The sequence below is a fragment of the Reichenbachiella sp. MALMAid0571 genome (genome assembly GCF_040151475.1).
GTDB lineage: Bacteria > Bacteroidota > Bacteroidia > Cytophagales > Cyclobacteriaceae > CAXBNB01.
On sequence record NZ_JBDKWG010000151.1, the window covers coordinates 21,973 to 40,063 of the forward strand.

Annotated in this window: 16 protein-coding genes and 1 pseudogene; all 17 read left to right on the plus strand. The window is 45.6% G+C overall.

The window, feature by feature from the left end; genetic code table 11:
• The first annotated feature begins 4 nt into the window (after positions 1–4).
• The 17 genes and pseudogenes from AAOP42_RS22140 (at position 5) to AAOP42_RS22215 (ending at position 18,003) form a co-directional block, all read left to right on the plus strand.
• On the plus strand, positions 5–691 hold the full coding sequence (locus tag AAOP42_RS22140) for a DUF2231 domain-containing protein (RefSeq protein WP_349530774.1): 687 nt from the start codon (positions 5–7) through the stop codon (positions 689–691).
• A 19-nt stretch (positions 692–710) separates the two neighbouring features.
• Positions 711–887, plus strand: a pseudogene (locus tag AAOP42_RS23835) (GDCCVxC domain-containing (seleno)protein); the annotation flags it as partial.
• A gap of 51 nt (positions 888–938) precedes the next feature.
• Positions 939–1,613: a class I SAM-dependent methyltransferase gene (locus AAOP42_RS22145; protein WP_349530775.1), complete on the plus strand. Its 675-nt coding sequence runs from the start codon at positions 939–941 to the stop codon at positions 1,611–1,613.
• Complete coding sequence (locus tag AAOP42_RS22150) at positions 1,610–2,323, plus strand: PepSY domain-containing protein (RefSeq protein WP_349530776.1); 714 nt, start codon at positions 1,610–1,612, stop codon at positions 2,321–2,323. The genes AAOP42_RS22145 and AAOP42_RS22150 overlap by 4 nt, the downstream gene beginning before the upstream one ends.
• Positions 2,320–2,904, plus strand: coding sequence for a DUF2911 domain-containing protein (locus AAOP42_RS22155; RefSeq protein WP_349530777.1), 585 nt, complete (start codon positions 2,320–2,322; stop codon positions 2,902–2,904). The genes AAOP42_RS22150 and AAOP42_RS22155 overlap by 4 nt, the downstream gene beginning before the upstream one ends.
• 18 nt (positions 2,905–2,922) lie before the next feature.
• Complete coding sequence (locus AAOP42_RS22160; RefSeq protein ID WP_349530778.1) at positions 2,923–4,986, plus strand: copper-translocating P-type ATPase; 2,064 nt, start codon at positions 2,923–2,925, stop codon at positions 4,984–4,986.
• A gap of 79 nt (positions 4,987–5,065) precedes the next feature.
• On the plus strand, positions 5,066–5,461 hold the full coding sequence (locus AAOP42_RS22165; RefSeq protein ID WP_219956399.1) for a hypothetical protein: 396 nt from the start codon (positions 5,066–5,068) through the stop codon (positions 5,459–5,461).
• Positions 5,462–5,609: 148 nt separating this feature from the next.
• A complete protein-coding gene (locus tag AAOP42_RS22170; RefSeq protein ID WP_349530779.1) occupies positions 5,610–9,986 on the plus strand; it encodes a CusA/CzcA family heavy metal efflux RND transporter in 4,377 nt (1,458 codons plus the stop codon).
• A 14-nt stretch (positions 9,987–10,000) separates the two neighbouring features.
• Complete coding sequence (locus AAOP42_RS22175) at positions 10,001–11,203, plus strand: efflux RND transporter periplasmic adaptor subunit (RefSeq protein ID WP_349530780.1); 1,203 nt, start codon at positions 10,001–10,003, stop codon at positions 11,201–11,203.
• A 14-nt stretch (positions 11,204–11,217) separates the two neighbouring features.
• On the plus strand, positions 11,218–11,634 hold the full coding sequence (locus tag AAOP42_RS22180) for a Fur family transcriptional regulator (RefSeq protein ID WP_349530781.1): 417 nt from the start codon (positions 11,218–11,220) through the stop codon (positions 11,632–11,634).
• A 58-nt stretch (positions 11,635–11,692) separates the two neighbouring features.
• Positions 11,693–12,061, plus strand: coding sequence for a DUF3703 domain-containing protein (locus AAOP42_RS22185; RefSeq protein WP_349530782.1), 369 nt, complete (start codon positions 11,693–11,695; stop codon positions 12,059–12,061).
• Between the two features lie 14 nt (positions 12,062–12,075).
• A complete protein-coding gene (locus AAOP42_RS22190; RefSeq protein WP_349530783.1) occupies positions 12,076–12,693 on the plus strand; it encodes a hypothetical protein in 618 nt (205 codons plus the stop codon).
• Between the two features lie 15 nt (positions 12,694–12,708).
• Complete coding sequence (locus AAOP42_RS22195; protein ID WP_349530784.1) at positions 12,709–14,661, plus strand: heavy metal translocating P-type ATPase; 1,953 nt, start codon at positions 12,709–12,711, stop codon at positions 14,659–14,661.
• A 39-nt stretch (positions 14,662–14,700) separates the two neighbouring features.
• Entirely contained in the window at positions 14,701–15,549 is an 849-nt protein-coding gene (locus tag AAOP42_RS22200; RefSeq protein WP_349530785.1) for an RteC domain-containing protein, read from the plus strand.
• Positions 15,506–16,852 (plus strand): hypothetical protein, encoded by a 1,347-nt coding sequence (locus AAOP42_RS22205; protein WP_349530786.1) that lies wholly within the window; start codon positions 15,506–15,508, stop codon positions 16,850–16,852. The genes AAOP42_RS22200 and AAOP42_RS22205 overlap by 44 nt, the downstream gene beginning before the upstream one ends.
• A gap of 89 nt (positions 16,853–16,941) precedes the next feature.
• Positions 16,942–17,223 carry a helix-turn-helix domain-containing protein gene (locus AAOP42_RS22210; RefSeq protein WP_349530787.1) on the plus strand — a complete coding sequence of 94 codons (282 nt, stop codon included), beginning with the start codon at positions 16,942–16,944 and terminating at the stop codon, positions 17,221–17,223.
• A gap of 15 nt (positions 17,224–17,238) precedes the next feature.
• A complete protein-coding gene (locus AAOP42_RS22215; RefSeq protein WP_349530788.1) occupies positions 17,239–18,003 on the plus strand; it encodes a hypothetical protein in 765 nt (254 codons plus the stop codon).
• Positions 18,004–18,091: the final 88 nt, after the last annotated feature.

An 18,091-nucleotide genomic window follows, 5' to 3' on the forward strand; every position in this document is an offset into this window, starting at 1 on the left:
GACAATGAAAAATACTCTAAAAGCAGTTGTATTGGTACTATTCACTATTACAACCGTATCGGCACATGACGGCCACAAAAGCAAACAAGACAGTATCGCCCAACAAGCGGATACCGTGATGAATGCTCATTCCACCGAAGAAGAGCATACAGACCACACCCGTATCAGCGAGGCAGACAGCCACGATGCACATGCACAAGATGCACACCACGAAAAAAAGGTCACCGCAGACCTGGCCGATTTCCCTACAATCCATCCACTGATTGTCCATTTCGCTATCGTATTGTTGATAGTGGGAGCCATTCTGGCGGTTGTCAACATCTATTTCATCAAAAAGGAATTGGCGTGGACAGCCTTTGCCCTGGTGCTGGTAGGTTTTATTGCTGCGTACTTGGCCGGCAGAAACTTCCATCCGCATACGCACGGACTAACCGAACATGCCAAGCTCGTGCTGGAACAACACGACTTCTGGGCTGACTGGACAATCAATCTTGGATTTATCGGCTTGCTATTGCAAGGAATCAACCTGTTCATTTTCCAATCAAAAAGATGGGCTATGGCTATTGTGGCAGTTGTGTTATTGAGCGCAGCTTATGCCGTGGCACAGGCAGGACATTACGGAGCACAATTGGTACACATAGAAGGTGTAGGGCCGGAAGGTAAATTTTTGGAATTGGAACATGGACATTAACTGATTTTAAATCACCTGTATGCCCGGATTGTTTTTTGATTCGGTACTTACCTGTCCGGTATGCGGCCAGCAGCAGGTTCGCAGAATACCTTATAACGAGCAGCTAAATAGCTTCTATTGTAAGGGCTGTGAATGTAAGATTACTGTTCAGGGTGATCAGTGTTGTATTTTTTGTGCATTTGGTTCACATAAATGTTTGGTCTACCAAGGCTGGGAGAAATTAGAACAAAAACAATTGAGAGAAAAAATGAACCATGATGAACATAAGTCTGAGAAGAAATTCATCCCCGCACTCGGGTATGATTTTCTTACAGCATGGTACGATGCTACCATACGCATCACCATGCCGGAAAAGAAATTTAGAAACGAGTTAATTAACCGTTTAAAACCCGAACCTCTGGAGCAAATTTTTGAATTTGGTTATGGTACAGGAGCCAATCTGGCGATTGCCTCTTCACGGTCTCCCAACTCTTCATTTTTCGGATTGGACATTGACCCAAAGGTACGGGAGATCGCCTTTTCAAAGCTCAAAGGCAAAGACATTCTGGTTGAACTCCAACTCTACAACGGTGATATTTTCCCGTATGACGATGCTGTTTTTGACAAGGCCTACAGTTGTCTGGTATTTCACCAATTAGATGATGAAACAAAAGCGCATTGTTTAAGGGAAATCTATCGGGTTCTAAAGCCTGGAGGCAAGCTCATCATAGGTGATTGGGGCAAGGCAAAGAACCGATGGATGCGCACAGTTTTTTACACCGTGCAGCTTCTGGACGGTTTCAAAACCACCACGGCCAATGTAAAGGGCTTGCTGCCGGATTACATCCGAGAGGCAGGGTTCACAGATGTGAAGCAGACTGGCTTTATTAATACCCATATAGGTACATTTTGCTATTACGAAGGGATAAAGATTAAAAAATGAAACGAAACAGAAACTACTACATCCGAAAAATACACCGGTATCTGGGGCTATTTATTGGCATTCAGTTTATAGGATGGACGATCAGTGGCCTCTATTTCAGTTGGACGGATATTGATGAAATTCATGGAGATCAGTTCCATGGTGAGCATGTCATGACGCATTCACCCCGGAACTTGATCAGTCCGGCACAATTGGATTCAACGCTTGGTATTTCATCCCTTGAGCTTCGCTACATCAATCACCAACCGCATTATTGGGTCAACGATAGCCTGCTTTACAATGCCCTGACTGGGCAAATCATAAAGGGCATAACCGAAACGGAGGCGGCCGAAATCGCACAGAACCATCTTGTAAAAAACCTGGAAATCCTGAAAACAGAATGGATTACTGAAACCGACAACCATCATGAATACCGTGGCAGGCCGCTACCAGCCTGGGCTGTCCACTTTGATCATCCCGACAAACTGGTAGCATACATAGATGCCTCCAATGGCCGCTTTGAGCGGGTAAGGCACAGCAGTTGGCGCTGGTTCGACTTTCTTTGGATGTTTCACACCATGGATTATGCCGGGCGGGACAATTTCAACAATTGGCTGCTCAGGGCATTTTCAGTCTTTGGCCTTTTTACGGTGCTATCAGGCTTTACACTTTACGCAGTATCCTCTAAAACTTTCTTAAAAACCACTTCAAAACTTAAAAAGAAAAAATGATGAACAAACTGATTTACACACTTGCACTGGGATTGCTGATCGCATCCTGCCAAAACAAAAAAAGCGAACACGGTGAGCATGAGCACCATCAGCCGGAAAAAGCACCTACTGAACAATCGGACAACTCGAAAAAGAGCATTCCTCAGGAAGCGCATGGCAATGTGGGTAATGCCCATGTTTCTATTAACTACCATTCACCAGCCGTTAGAGGTAGGGTCATTTGGGGAGGCTTAGTACCCTATGATGAGGTTTGGGTAACCGGGGCACACAGTGCCACCACGATAGAATTTTCCAAAGTAATCCAAATCGAAGAAACTACGATCCCAAAAGGAAAATATGCGTTCTTTACCATTCCCGGACAGGAACGCTGGACATTGATCCTGAACAAAAACTGGGAGCAGCACCTGGCCGATGATTACGATCAGGCCGATGATGTCATCAGGATTGAGGTAACACCGGAAACGGGAATGCCACTTACCGAACGGCTAACTTATACCATTGAAGATAAGGGAGAAGGCTCAGGTGCTATCCGCATGTCATGGGAAAAGCTCAGTATTTCCCTTCCCTTTAAAACAGATTAACCACTAAAAATTTTACTCATGGAAAAGCATAACCACGATCATCACAAGCATCACCATCATGAGCATGATACCGGGATTGAAAAGTCTCATTCATCGGAGCATCAAACCATCAACAAATCAGACCATCAGCATGGACACCACGATCACCACGCCATGATGATCGAAGATTTCAAAAAGCGTTTTTGGATTTCTCTGGTGCTCACTGTACCGATTCTGGCACTATCTCACATGATCCAGCAATTAATTGGATTTGAGATTACCTTTTTCGGTGATCAGTATGTACTTTTTGGCCTTTCGTCTATCCTCTTTTTCTATGGAGGATGGCCTTTCCTCAAAGGACTTTGGGACGAGCTAAAAGACAAAAACCCGGGAATGATGACCCTGATCGCAGTGGCCATTACCGTGGCTTACGTGTACAGCTCGGCAGTGGTTTTTGGTTTGGAGGGAATGGACTTCTTCTGGGAGTTGGCTACTCTGATTGTCATCATGCTGCTAGGGCATTGGATCGAGATGAAATCGGTCATGGGTGCATCAAGAGCGCTCGAATTACTGGTGCAGATGATGCCTTCCGAAGCGCATTTGGTACAAGGAGACCAAATCAAGGACATCAAGGTTGATCAACTGAAAAAGGAGGATATCATCCTGATAAAAGCCAATGAGAAAATACCTGCGGACGGCACAGTGGTGGATGGGGAAAGCCACCTGGACGAAAGCATGCTCACCGGTGAGAGCAAGCCGGTGAAAAAATCCAAAGGAGACCAGGTCATTGGTGGATCGGTAAATGGCAGCCAGTCCATCAAAGTAAAGGTGTCCAAAACCGGCAAAGAAAGCTACCTAAACAAAGTGATCACTTTGGTGGAAGAGGCTCAGAAAGCCAAATCCAAAACCCAAAATCTGGCCAACATTGCCGCCAGATGGCTCACGTTCATTGCCATTGGTGCCGGCACGATTACACTGGTAACCTGGATCAGTCTGGGCAAACCGTTGGACTTTGCCCTGGAGCGGATGGTGACCGTCATGGTTATTTCCTGTCCACACGCATTGGGTTTGGCCATTCCATTGGTCGTAGCAATTTCCACAGCTGTTTCCGCAAGCAAAGGCTTGCTAATCCGTAACCGTACCGCTTTTGAAAATGCCCGGAAAATTACTGCAATGGTATTTGACAAGACCGGGACTCTGACCGAAGGGAAGTTTGGGGTTTCACGATATGAGAGTCTGACGGATGATATAGACAAAGAAGAGCTATTGGCCTTTGCCGCTTCGTTGGAGCAGCAGTCCGAGCATCCAATTGCTCAAGGCATTGTGAAAGTAGCGAAAGAGGCAGGTCTGACATTGAAAAAGGTTGAAAATTTTGAATCGCTGACGGCCAAGGGCATTCAGGGCAAGATCGATGGACAAAACTGGAAAGTGGTCAGCCCCGGCTATCTGAAAGAAAACAACATAAACATCCCTGAACAGGCAGGATCTGATGCCGCAGAAACCATAGTTTTTGTGCTTTTGGAAGAAAAGTTGATTGGCTTCATAGCCTTGTCCGATCAAATCAGGGAAGAAAGCCCTAAGGCCATCGAAACGCTTCGGGAAAAAGGCATGAAACTATACATGGCTACCGGTGACAATGAGAAAACGGCCAAAGCAGTAAGCGACAAACTTGGGCTGGATGGCTACTATAGCGAAGTGCTTCCACACCAAAAAGTAGACATCATCAAGAAACTTCAGAAAGAAGGCCACTTTGTGGCTATGACGGGTGATGGGGTAAATGATGCCCCTGCACTGGCACAAGCCAATGTGGGTATTGCTGTAGGTTCAGGTACCGATGTGGCAGCCGAAACAGCCGATATCATATTGGTTAACAGCAACCCAAAGGACATTGCCAACCTGGTACTGTTTGGCAGGGCCACTTACAACAAAATGATCCAGAACCTCGCTTGGGCTACCGGCTACAACGCAATTGCATTGCCTTTGGCCACAGGGTTTATCCCCGGCCTGGTGATTAGTCCTGCTATAGGCGCAGTATTCATGAGCCTGAGTACGATCATAGTGGCCATTAATGCGCAATTGCTGAAAAGGAAGATGAAAAGCTGAACTATTTAGGAATCCCCAAGGGTACTTGCCGACTTTTGCAATACCCTTGCACATTAATTTTGCGTATATTTGCAGGCAAATGAATTCCATTCTATCCATATCGTTCAGCTTTCTGTTCCTGATGCAGGCAATGGGACCTACTTTGGATTTATGTTGTGAATTAGCAAAGCTTCCGGTGCTTTTTGAACACTACGAGGAATATGCAGAACATAATGGAACTTCATTCGCAGAGTTTATTGACTTTCATTATGGTGACGGGCAAAATGCAAAAGGCCACCATGATGACGAGCATGACAAAAACTTACCTTTTCACGGTCAGCACCAGTGCTGTCACGGATACACTTACATAGCCCAACTATGGGGGTATACAGAAATGACTCCCATTCATATTACAACAGAAATAAGAGCAACACGCTATAGTTTTTCTCTTTGTTCTGAGTACTCAGAATCCCCTTTTCAGCCTCCCAAGGCCTGATTTACCGGGCAATTTTCAAAATCAACCTTTGAATCATTGCATTTGTGCAATGCTGTAAGGTGCATTTTGCTATTTCCGTCCGGCATTCCACCGATGGGCATTTTTGCCCCAATCAATTCATTAAATCAGGATTCAAAATGCAAAATAAATGCTGGATAAAATCATTCAATTTTCAGTCAAAAACAAACTGATCATTGGCCTGCTCACGCTGGGCCTGGTCATTTGGGGAGGCTACTCGCTTACACAGCTTCCCATTGATGCCGTACCGGATATTACAAACAATCAAGTACAGGTTATCACCTCTTCCCCATCTCTGGCGGCAGAAGAAGTAGAACGTTTAATCACATTCCCCATCGAAATCACCATGGCCACCATCCCAGAACTGGACGAGATCCGTTCATTCTCCCGTTTTGGGCTGTCTGTGGTGACCATCGTGTTCAAAGAAGATGTGGATGTGTATTGGGCTCGTCAGCAGGTAAACGAACGCCTGGCCGATGTGCAAGCCCAAATCCCACCGGGAGTGGGTCAGCCGGGTATGGCCCCCATTACTACCGGATTGGGGGAAATTTATCAATATGTGGTAGGTACCGAACCGGGCTATGAAGATCAATATGACGCCCGTGAGTTACGGACGATCCAGGACTGGATTGTGCGAAGGCAGTTGCTCGGTACTCCAGGGGTGGCGGATGTAAGCAGCTTTGGAGGCTATCTCAAGCAATATGAAATTGCCATAGACCCGGACAGGCTCAAGGCCATGAACGTTTCTATAGCCGATATTTTTCAGGCACTGGAAGAAAACAACGAGAATACCGGAGGGGCTTATATCGAGAAAAACCTCAGTGCCTATTTCATCCGAAGTGAAGGTCTGGTAAGCGACATGGATGACATCCGTAACATGCTCATCAAAAATAATCAGGATGGAATTCCTGTCCTCATAAAAGATGTGGCAAAGGTACAGCTTGGGAATGCAGTACGGTATGGCGCCACTACTCGGGATGGTGAAGGCGAGGTGGTTAGCGCCATTGTAATGATGCTGAAAGGAGAAAACTCAGCTGATGTTATTGAGAATGTGAAGAACCGAATCGCTGAGATACGCAAAACATTACCGGAGGGAGTTACCATTGAGCCTTTTCTGGACCGTACAAAATTGGTAAACACTGCCATCGGTACAGTGAGCAAAAACCTGGCTGAAGGAGCCTTGATCGTGATCTTCGTTTTGTTGCTGCTGCTGGGAAATCTCCGTGCAGGTTTGATTGTAGCATCGGTAATTCCCCTTGCGCTCATTTTTGCCTTTGGCATGATGAACCTCTTTGGTGTGTCGGGCAACCTGATGAGTTTGGGAGCTATTGATTTTGGGTTGATTGTGGACGGAGCGGTGATCATTGTAGAGGCTACCCTCCATCACCTGGGTTTACTGAAACTTGGAAGAAAACTTACCCAGCAGGAAATGGACCAGGAGGTTTATCAATCTGTAAGCAAAATAAGGAACTCAGCCGCATTCGGGGAGATCATTATTCTCATCGTGTACCTGCCCATCCTTGCTTTAGTAGGGATAGAAGGCAAAATGTTTGGCCCTATGGCACAGACTGTAAGCTTTGCTATACTGGGTGCTTTTATCCTTTCGCTTACCTATGTACCCATGATGTCCGCTCTTGTACTAAGTAAAAAGACGGAATACAAACCCAATATTTCAGACAAGATCATGGCTTTCTTTCATAAACTGTACGACCCGACAATTCGTTGGGCGATGCAAAAACGGCCATTGATGTTAGCCATTGCACTTGGATTATTTGGCACCTCCCTTTGGGTTTTTTCCAATATGGGAGGGGAATTTATTCCAACACTTGAGGAAGGCGACTTTGCGGTAGAAACCCGGGTGATTACAGGAAGTTCCTTACAAAATACGGTTGCAGCTACTACCCAGGCGGAAAAAATTCTACTCGAACAGTTCCCGGAAGTAAAGCAGGTAGTATCAAAAATTGGTGCAGGAGAAATCCCGACCGATCCCATGCCGGTAGAAGCTGCTGACATGATGGTGATTCTAAAAAACAAAGATGAATGGGTCACAGCCTCTAACAGGGAAGAACTGGCCAACAAAATGGCCGAAGCTCTGGAGGTCATTCCGGGAGTTACTTTTGGATTTCAACAACCCATCCAGATGCGCTTTAACGAACTCATGACAGGGGTTCGTCAGGATGTGGCGGTTAAGATATACGGAGAGGATCTCAATGAGCTTTCGGAGTATGCCGAACAGATAGGACGGCTGGCTTCTGGTGTGGAAGGAGCTGAGGATTTGTACATAGAAGAGGTAACTGGTGTACCGCAAATTGTCATTAATTACAAACGAGACCAACTGGCGAAGTATGGCCTGAGCATTCGGGATGTAAACCGTTCGGTACAGGCAGCCTTTGCCGGGGCTTCAGCCGGACTGGTATATGAAAATGAAAAGCGTTTTGACCTGGTGGTCAGATTGGATAAGACCAACAGGGAGGATGTAGAGTCCGTTCGGAACCTTTACATCGCCCGCAAAGATGGGCACCAAATACCGCTCTACCAGGTGGCCGAAGTGGAAATCCAGGAAGGCCCTTACCAAATCCAGCGAGACGACACCCGCAGACGGATCATTGTAGCTTTCAATGTACGTAACCGGGATGTAGAAAGCATAGTAACCGAGCTTCAGCAGAAAATTGATGAATCGGTGGTATTTGCTCCTGGCTATACCGTTTCTTACGGTGGCCAGTTTGAAAACCTCGTGGAAGCCCGTGAACGACTCTCCTTTGCCGTGCCGTTGGCCCTTCTATTGATTTTTGTATTGCTCTATTTCACCTTCGGTTCTATTAAACAGGGTATCCTCATTTTTACAGCCATCCCACTTTCTGCTATTGGTGGCATCTTCGCTTTATGGCTCAGGGATATGCCTTTCAGTATTTCGGCAGGCGTTGGTTTCATCGCTTTGTTTGGGGTAGCAGTGTTGAATGGGATAGTGCTCATCAGCGAGTTCAATCACCTGAAAAAAGATGGTATCTCCGATATTTTCGAGCGGATTTACAAAGGCACAAGTGTACGTCTGCGCCCGGTAATCATGACGGCTGCCGTGGCTTCCCTGGGCTTTCTGCCCATGGCGCTTTCTCAATCAGGTGGAGCAGAAGTACAGCGTCCGCTGGCCACTGTGGTGATTGGCGGGTTGATCACTGCTACTTTCCTGACACTGGTTGTATTGCCTATCCTTTACTATTATTTTGAAAGAGGGATTAAAGTAAAACCCGGAGCAGTAGCACCTTTGTTGATTATCGGTCTCTTTTTCTTCCAGTTTCAAGAAGTAAAGGCACAGGAATCACCTGCTTCCTTTCAGTCACTGGATGAGGCGATACAAGTAGCGATTCAAAACAATCCGACCCTGAAGGCAGCAGACCTGCAAACCCAACAGGAACGAGCATTAAAAGGTGCCAGCTGGAATTTGTCCAAAACCAATTTCAGCCTTACACATGGGCAGTACAACAGCATTTACGACAATGACAACCAGTTCAATATCTCTCAATCCATCGAATTCCCTACGGTTTATGCCAATCAAAACAAGCTGGCCAAAGCGAGGATGGAAGCAAGCGAATGGCGGAAAAACGCTACGCAAAACGAACTGGTGCAGCAGGTAAAAGCTACTTGGTATATTCTTTGGTTTGAAAAAAGCAAAAGACAGTTATTGCTGGAGCAGGACAGCCTTTACCAGCGCTTTGTGAGGGCAGCAGGTCTTCGTTATCAAACCGGGGAAAGCAACTTGCTTGAGAAAGCAACAGCAGAGTCGCAGGTGGCGGAAATAAAAGTCATGTTGCAGCAAAACCAGTCCGATATTGAAATCTATCAGACCCAGCTACAAACCTTACTCAACCTGGAAAGCCCGATAGATATCACCGTGGGCAACCTGAAAGCAAGGGAAAGCAGTGTATTACTAGATACGCAAGGCATTGCGAATAACCCAACACTTGCCTGGTTCCGCCAACAAATGGAGGTAGCTGAAAGAGAAAAGTCGGTGGAGAAATCACGGCTACTACCGGATCTCACGGTAGGTTATTTCAACCAGTCTCTCAATGGACCCAATCAGGATTTGGATGGCAACCCGGTCACTTTCACTTCCAGCGACCGCTTTACCGGTTTTCAGGTAGGAATAGCCATCCCCATTTTTGGTGCCAAGTCGCAAGGATCGGTCATCAAGGCTGCCGAATTGAAAAAGCAGGAAAACGAAGCAAGGCTACAAGCGGTGACCAACGAACTGCAAGGCAGGCTAAGGTCTCTCATTCAGCAGTACCAAAAATTTCAGACCAGTATCGACTACTACGAGCAAAACGCCCTGCCTCAGGCAGAGCTAATTCTCAAACAAGCTCAGAAAGGATTTGAAAACGGGGAAATTGGCTATGTAGAATACATCCAGGGACTTAACCGGGCATTGACAGTCCGGTTTAATTACCTGGACATTCTCAACCAATACAACCAGACCATTATCCAGATCGAGTTTATCTCAGGCGTTCAATAAAAAGAAATCAACAAATGAAAAATACAATCAAATACATCAACAGAATCTCAATAGTTTTTATACTGGGATTGACTATTGCCTCCTGTGGTTCAAAAAATGAAGGAACAACAGAGGAGCATCACGAAGAAGGTGAGAATACGGTAGAACTCACTGAGGCACAATACGATCAGGCAGACATTCAGATTGGAAATGCCGAAAGAAAGGTTATCGGTTCTGAGCTACGGGTTAATGGAGTGATTGACGTGCCTCCTCAGAGCAATATTTCCATCAACATGCCCTATGGTGGCTTTGTGAAATATACCGAAATGCTGCCGGGCAGCAAAGTGAAAAAAGGTCAGCTTTTGGTAGTGATTGAAAATCCGGAGTTTATCCAGTTCCAACAGGATTATCTTGAGGGCTTGGCCAATCAGGAATTTCTGAAAGCAGAATATGACCGTCAGAAGGAGTTGTTTGATGAAAAGGTGGCCTCTGGCAAAACCTTTCAACAGGCTAAAAGTGACTACCTGGCCAATGAGGCACGAATTAAAAGCATGGAAGAACGTTTGAAAATTATCGGTTTCAATCCTGCTAAAATTGAAGGAGGTACAGTATCTGCTTCGGTCAATATTTATGCACCGGTAACAGGCTCGGTCCGTGAAGTGTACACCAATATAGGCAAGTACATCAACCCACAGGATGTGATCATGGACATCACCAATGCCGAGGATCTGCATGTGGAACTGACGGTATATGAAAACGACATCCCACGGGTAAGGGAAGGCCAGCGCATCCGGTTTGCCCTGGCAAATTCACCTGAAGAATGGCGGGAAGCTGAAGTCTTCCTGATAGGCAGTGGGGTTAGGGAAGACCGTTCAGTAACCGTACATGGGCATTTAAAAAAGATGCATGAAGACCTGAAGCCGGGCATGTATGTAGCTGCCAGAATCGAAACCGACAGTAATGAAGTGCTTGCTGCCCCGGAAGCCTCCATTGTGCGGTTTGGCGGCAAACAATACGTTTTTTCATATGCGGGTAAGAAATCAGAGAACGGTGAAACCGTACACGATTTTGAAATGCTGGAAGTCATCAAGGGATATACCGAAGACGGCTATACGCAGATTTCGTTGGCCGATACAGCGGAGGACTTGAGTAACATTCAACTTGTCACCAAAGGTGCCTTCACCTTGTTGGCTAAAGCCAAAAATACCGAAGAAGAAGGAGGAGGACACGGGCATTAAAATGAAGGACACGTATGATCAAAGAACTCGAAAATAAACTCAAAGAAAAGGATATCCGACCAACAGCCATGCGGCTGTTGGTGCTGGAAGCCCTGACCAGTCAGGAGGCCGCCATCAGCCTTTCTGACCTGGAAAAGGCATTTGAAAAGTCAGACAGGGTGACACTATTCCGCACCCTGAAGACCTTTCAGGAAAACGGACTGGTGCACAGTATAGATGACGGTACCGGAGCACCTAAATACGCCTTGTGCGAAGAGGGATGCGAGTGCAATATCGAACGGGACTTGCACGTACATTTCCATTGCCGGGTGTGTAGTGAAACCTTCTGTTTGCCCAAGTACAAAATCCCTGAAATTGACCTGCCAAGCAAGTTCATGGGCGAAGAAGCCAACCTGGTGGTAAAGGGTGTTTGCGGGAAGTGTGCAGGATGAAAATTGCAATGACTGTGCATTGTGTTTACACGTATTTTCAGATAAAACACTTAACGCTATGAAGTTTAACACTGCCATGCCTAAGGGCCTCAAACCACACTATCGTCAGGAGCTCATTCTGTACAAAGAAAAACTCGCCAAGCGTCACCTTCAGGAAGCTTGGCGACATCTGGAGCGGGCGCACGTCCTTGGTCAGCCCTATCCATACCAGCACTCGGAAGCGCATTGGCTTATGCTCCGGTTCGGCTTCATGATCAAGGATTGGGCAGAAATCCGGGGGCAGATTCTTAGGCTATTTGTAGGAGGAGTAAAATCCTTTGTAGGTAAAGTACCTGTAGGCAATACCGGAGGAGCCAATGTTCCGCCTCTTTTGCCCATGGAAATCCCAGAAGACCTGAAGGCAATAATAGATCAATTCAAAAAATAAATTGATACAAGACTATGACCACCTTGCTCACTGGTACCATCATGCTCAGCCTCCTCCACGGGCTGATTCCCAGCCACTGGCTGCCGGTGCTGGCTCTGAAAGAAAGTTTTGGCTGGCAAGGTAGCAAGACGGTTCGCATTGCGGCTATGGCAGCTTTGGCTCATTCGCTGAGTACCTTTCTGCTGGGCGTGTTTCTGGGCTTATTCAGCCTTTCACTGGCAGAAACGCTTAACAGTTACACCCGTTGGGTCATTCCTGCTTTGCTCATTGCCATAGGGTTTTATTTCATCATCCAACACCACAGGCACCATCATTTTCACTTCAATGAAAAACAAAAGCTGGATCAGGCCGGAGCAACCCAAGTGGTGACCTTGCTGGTATTTATGATGTTTCTTTCGCCCTGCCTGGAAATTGAAGCCTACTTCCTGATGGCAGGTACTCATGGATGGCCGATGATCATGACAGTGGGCTTGCTCTACACCTTCGTTTCCGTGTTAGGGATCACGTTTTGGGTGTATCTCGCACAGAAAGGTCTGCACCGTTTCAACTGGCACAGGCTGGAGCATAATACCGGGCTGGTTTCGGGGTGCATCCTCATTATCACAGGCATCATTTCCTTTTTCACACATTAAAAAACTGACAAGCGTATGACTAATGCAAACAATATAGAAGACAAAGCTTGCTGCAGCACCGACCAGCATCCAGGCAAACCAAAAAAGCAGGGGGAGAAATCCTCCTCCACTTTCCTGCAAATCTGGGGAAGTGGTATTGTAAGCCTTGTCATGCTGCTTGCAGGAATAGCCGCTGACCAATGGGGACAGCCTGCATTTTTCCACGGCTGGATCCGCATCGGTTGGTATGTGCTGGCCTATTTGCCTGTGGGTTGGCCGGTATTGGTCAAAGGCTGGAAGTCAATACTGAAAGGTGATGTGTTCACTGAATTTTTCCTCATGGGAATAGCCACTCTGGGGGCTTTTGCCATAGGCGAATATCCCGAGGCGGTGGCGGTAATGCTTTTCTATGCCATCGGTGAGTTGTTTCAGGATGCAGCAGTGAACAGGGCCAAACGTAATATCAAAGCTCTGCTGGATATCCGTCCGGATTCTGCCTCTGTGTATAGAAGCGGGCAAATGGTGTCCGTACATCCGGAAGAAGTACAAATCGGGGAAACCATACAAGTAAAGCCTGGAGAAAAAATACCTCTCGATGGGGAAATGATCAGTGAAAAAAGCAGCTTCAATACCTCCGCCCTGACTGGCGAAAGCAAACCAGCTACCTACAACAAAGGAGAAAATGTGCTGGCTGGGATGGTGAACCTCGACATGCTGATTGAATTGAAAGTCACAAGGCTGTTCAATGAAAGTTCGCTGGCACGCATCCTGGAACTGGTGCAGAACGCTACCGCACGCAAGGCAAAAACCGAGCAGTTCATCCGCAGGTTTGCACGGGTTTACACACCCATTGTTACCTTTCTGGCCATTGGCCTGGTCTTCCTACCTTATTTCTTTGTAGAAAGCTATGTGTTTGAAGACTGGCTTTACAGGGCTTTGATCTTTTTGGTGATCTCGTGCCCCTGTGCGCTGGTCATTTCTATTCCGCTTGGTTATTTCGGAGGGATTGGGGCAGCCTCCCGCAAAGGCATATTATTCAAAGGCTCCAACTTTCTTGACCTCATGACAAAAGTCAATACCGTGGTAATGGACAAAACTGGAACACTTACCAAGGGAGTGTTTGAAGTTCAGAAGGCCGTGACCATGGACGGTATCACTACAGAGTGGCTTAGCCTGGCGGCAGCTATGGAAAGCAAATCCACCCATCCCATCGCAAAAGCCATTACAGAATACACTAAAAAGCAGGGAGGAGAAATTTCAGAACCCGAACAACAGGAAGAATTAGCCGGACATGGCCTGAAAGGAAAAGTAAATGGTAAGCATGTGCTCACCGGCAACCAAAAGCTGATGGACAAGGAAGGGATTGTTACCTGTGCTGATGCTGCCGGAGAGGTCAATACCGTCATCCATGTAGCAGTGGACCAAAAATATGCCGGTTACTTGGTGATAGCAGATGAATTAAAAGAGGATGCTGCACAGGCGATTGAAGCATTGCACAAAGCAGGTGTAAAAGAGCTGGTCATGCTATCAGGCGACAAAGACGCTGTGACACAACAGGTGGCAAAATCACTGGGAATAGATAAAGCCTTTGGTGATCTGCTGCCAGAGCAAAAGGTGGAAAAAGTAGAAGAGTTGAAAAAGGATACCAACCGTGTCATTGTATTTGTGGGGGACGGTATCAACGATGCTCCCGTCCTTGCTCTGGCAGATGTAGGCATGGCAATGGGTGGTTTGGGCAGTGATGCCGCTATCGAGACAGCCGATGTGGTCATTCAGACTGACCAGCCCTCTAAAATTGCTACTGCTATTCAAATAGGCAAACAAACCAAACGGATCGTATGGCAAAATATAGGCCTGGCATTTGGAGTGAAGCTTATTGTGCTGGCACTGGGAGCCGGAGGTCTAGCCACCATGTGGGAAGCCGTCTTTGCTGATGTGGGAGTGGCGCTGTTGGCTATTTTAAATGCGGTAAGGGTGCAACGAAACTAATTTAGAACATGCTATGGAATCAATAAACTCACTTTTTAAATGCCTGAAAATTATAACCAACAATATGAAGAATTAGAAGATAAGCTTCGAATGATTGATCTGGAAGAGGACGACATTCTAAAAAAATCAGAGCAAAGCTTTCAAATAGCCCTTCAGGCAATTAATCAGTTGAGAGATGATTTGAAGGGTGATCGGTTGTGTTCACAAACCGATGAAATCTACTTTTTCAAGGAGATCAAACCGAAATTCGTTAGTAAGCTCATCTACCACCTCAGCGTATTCAATATTGAAACCAACAAACCTAACGGAGGAATCAAGGTAAAACGTAAATACTATCAAAATGAGTTAGATAAGCTCAAACGGTACTTCGACAACAACTTGGAATTTTACCGCTACTATCGTACCCACAGTAATTATCTGGATCACAAATATTTTGTCAGAGGCAAACAGGACATAAGACTAACGCTTGACTCTTTCTTCTTTGAAACCGATCCAAATTTCTCTACTAGCCACGATTTCAAGGTTTCCAATATCCTTGCCAATGATTTGCTCAATGTCTATCTGGAAGATGAGTTGAACAAGCTGACCTTGAGAGATTTAAACAACGGGAAATCACAAGTCGAACCGAAGGTGAAAATGACATGGACAGACTCCAAAGTAGCTCTGATTGAGCTAATGTACGCACTTCATGCCCGTGGAGTCTTTAACCATGGCAGTGCAGACTTGAAAGAAATTTCCAAATGTTTGGAAGACACTTTTGGAGTTGATTTAGGGCAATACCACCGCACTTTCCTCGAAATCCGCATCAGAAAGACAGGAAGGACAAAATTCCTCGATTCACTTCATGAAAGCCTTATCCGTAGAATGGATGAAGCTGATGAGAAATAACACAATCAATTCATTATATTCAGAGATGGATAATAAGCTCGAAACGACAAGAGGCTACTACAATCCCTCTTTTTTAAAACTGACAGTGAACGCTGATTGTGATTTGTCTGATCTCAATACGCTTAGCAAGGCTCATTTATCTACGTTTTTCCATGAATACATTCATTTTCTCCAGGATTTAACCACCACCTTCGGTGTTACAAATGCTTCGATTATTGCCAATCGCCTTAGGTACTATAATGAGCAATTTAGAACTTCCACAGATCAATTTATCAAAGTAAAAATCCCTTTGATCGATCAAAGTGGAGCTAACTCAAAGTTGAATGCCGAACTACAGAATCTATACCTTGGAACTGGGAATCTGAGAGTTGGCGTTCAGGACCTTAATATTCTTTCTGTGGCCATTCATGATTCTAATATTTTTCTTCCCGACCCATTCTCGAAGTATGCTAAGGAAATTAGAGTAAATCTTACCTTAAACGGTTCAAACGAAACCTTCCAATTTGGGGGGATTTGCATCTTGGAGAATATCGCTCACATTTTGCAAGAAAAGTTTTTTGGAGTAACCGATCACCCATCATGGCCATATAAAGCAGCAGAATATGTTGCTTCACACATTCACCCTCAGTTTGCCTCTAATTTGGAAAACGTACTGGCTTTATGTGAAGCATCTCTAATGTCAATGCATTCCGGAGAAACTTTTGTTTCAATACTCGAAATCATGAAGACACAAAAATACTTGCCTGAAAATGCCAATGATGTATATGATTTTGTTCTACGCAATGTATCGGCTGATTCAAAGTCACTGTTTGAGATTTTTCAGTCTCAGATTAAAAAATCAAAAGAACTATTAGGTGGCTACTTTACTACTGATGTGTACTTGGCGGAAAAAAATTGGGTAGATGAGATTTTATCACAAGGTGAATCAATAAGGCTGAAGAGCTCTGGTTTGTTTTTAGAGATGTTTCGCCAAGCCACTATGCCTTCAGCCAAGTTCATTGAGGTATTCAGCAAATTAGGTACACCCTTAATGATGAATATCAATGGTGATGCTTGGTTTCACCCTCCACAAGCTATTGCTCAAGAAAACATTCAACCTGACAGGCTTGCTGCAATTATGGAAATATTCAACCTGTTTGAATGCGGAACAAAGAAGTGTGATTTGAAACATTATTGCATGACCAATGTCAACGTGGATCAAAGGTGTAATTCCGCACCATGGAAAAGATGGAACGATCCTCAGGTGTGCGCTTATGGAGCATTATGGAAAACATGGGGATTATTTGAAAAAGAGCCCATTTAAGAAAAAATCTTTCCCAACTTCGGTTTGACTTGTGAATAAAACTCACCAAACGGTAACACCTTCGCTGTTCAATCAACATTTGTTACGAAATGGCAACAGAAGTTATTACCACAGATGACCTCCGTGAGTTCAAGATCGAACTCCTGGAAGACCTCAAAAGGCTACTTAAAGAACATTCCGGCCAGCCTACCAAGAAATGGCTGAAATCCTATGAAGTCCGCAAGCTCCTGGGCATTTCGCCCGGCACGCTACAGAACCTCAGAGTAAACGGCACATTGCCTTTTACCAAAATAGGAGGTGTGATTTATTATGACTATGCGGACATTCAGGCGATGCTCCAGTCCAATAAGTTTCAAAACCGCTCGAGGTAAAGCACATGGCCGGGCATGAACTACATCAAGCACCTTTCCGCAGTGTTCCAGCAGATGGATGCAGATACTAGGCTCACGCCCTACCATATCAGTTTGTACATGGCCTTGTTCAGGCGGTGGAACCTCAACTTTTTCAAGAACCCGATTTCTGTATCCAGGGACGAGCTGATGAGGCTATCCAAGATCGGTTCGGTGAACACCTACACCAAGTGCCTGAAGCAGTTGGACCAATACGGATATGTCCGCTACGAACCGTCATACAATCCGCATCGGGGCAGCCTCATTTACCTGTACAGTTTTGATAAGGGTAGTGATACAGGTGCTGATAATGGAAGTGAAATAGCTGTGAGACCTTTTACAAACAATACAAACCCTTTAAACAGTGAAAACGAAACAAACTTGGGTGAACGAGCAAAAAAAATGGAGACTGGTTCAAATGATTTGGAAATGAAGAAAAAAGAAAAGTTGCGGCAAAAGAAAAAAGAAGTCTCAGGCTATGGTCCAGACATCCCTCCTTTGGAAGATCATGTCAAAATCTACTTTGATGAAAAAGGCTATCCGCCCGTGGAGGCTGAGAAGTTTTACAACTACTTCCAGAGCAATGGCTGGCTGGTAGGTGGCCGCTCCAAGATGAAAGACTGGAAAGCAGCCGCCCGCAACTGGATGCTGAACGCACAAAAATTCAATACCTATGCAAAAGATCAGCGAAACCATCAGCCAGGTCCTAAACCCGGAAACCTCCACTCAGGAACCGGCAAGGACTATGGCGAGCCGCTCTAAGTCTCACTCAGAGAGTGTTCGAAGCAACGTCATCCAATTCGACAAATGCCTTGAATTCCTGGAGAAAGCAGGCAAAGCCTACACTAGT

Excerpts from the sequence above, each read along its gene's own strand:
- AAOP42_RS22140 (WP_349530774.1), top strand. The coding sequence starts at position 5 with ATGAAAAATACTCTAAAAGCAGTTGTATTGGTACTATTCACTATTACA.
- AAOP42_RS22145 (WP_349530775.1), top strand. The coding sequence starts at position 939 with ATGAACCATGATGAACATAAGTCTGAGAAGAAATTCATCCCCGCACTC.
- AAOP42_RS22170 (WP_349530779.1), top strand. The coding sequence starts at position 5,610 with ATGCTGGATAAAATCATTCAATTTTCAGTCAAAAACAAACTGATCATT.
- AAOP42_RS22150 (WP_349530776.1), top strand. The coding sequence starts at position 1,610 with ATGAAACGAAACAGAAACTACTACATCCGAAAAATACACCGGTATCTG.
- AAOP42_RS22155 (WP_349530777.1), top strand. The coding sequence starts at position 2,320 with ATGATGAACAAACTGATTTACACACTTGCACTGGGATTGCTGATCGCA.
- AAOP42_RS22205 (WP_349530786.1), top strand. The coding sequence starts at position 15,506 with ATGAAAGCCTTATCCGTAGAATGGATGAAGCTGATGAGAAATAACACA.
- AAOP42_RS22165 (WP_219956399.1), top strand. The coding sequence starts at position 5,066 with ATGAATTCCATTCTATCCATATCGTTCAGCTTTCTGTTCCTGATGCAG.
- AAOP42_RS22200 (WP_349530785.1), top strand. The coding sequence starts at position 14,701 with ATGCCTGAAAATTATAACCAACAATATGAAGAATTAGAAGATAAGCTT.
- AAOP42_RS22160 (WP_349530778.1), top strand. The coding sequence starts at position 2,923 with ATGGAAAAGCATAACCACGATCATCACAAGCATCACCATCATGAGCAT.
- AAOP42_RS22180 (WP_349530781.1), top strand. The coding sequence starts at position 11,218 with ATGATCAAAGAACTCGAAAATAAACTCAAAGAAAAGGATATCCGACCA.
- AAOP42_RS22175 (WP_349530780.1), top strand. The coding sequence starts at position 10,001 with ATGAAAAATACAATCAAATACATCAACAGAATCTCAATAGTTTTTATA.
- AAOP42_RS22195 (WP_349530784.1), top strand. The coding sequence starts at position 12,709 with ATGACTAATGCAAACAATATAGAAGACAAAGCTTGCTGCAGCACCGAC.
- AAOP42_RS22185 (WP_349530782.1), top strand. The coding sequence starts at position 11,693 with ATGAAGTTTAACACTGCCATGCCTAAGGGCCTCAAACCACACTATCGT.
- AAOP42_RS22215 (WP_349530788.1), top strand. The coding sequence starts at position 17,239 with ATGAACTACATCAAGCACCTTTCCGCAGTGTTCCAGCAGATGGATGCA.
- AAOP42_RS22210 (WP_349530787.1), top strand. The coding sequence starts at position 16,942 with ATGGCAACAGAAGTTATTACCACAGATGACCTCCGTGAGTTCAAGATC.
- AAOP42_RS22190 (WP_349530783.1), top strand. The coding sequence starts at position 12,076 with ATGACCACCTTGCTCACTGGTACCATCATGCTCAGCCTCCTCCACGGG.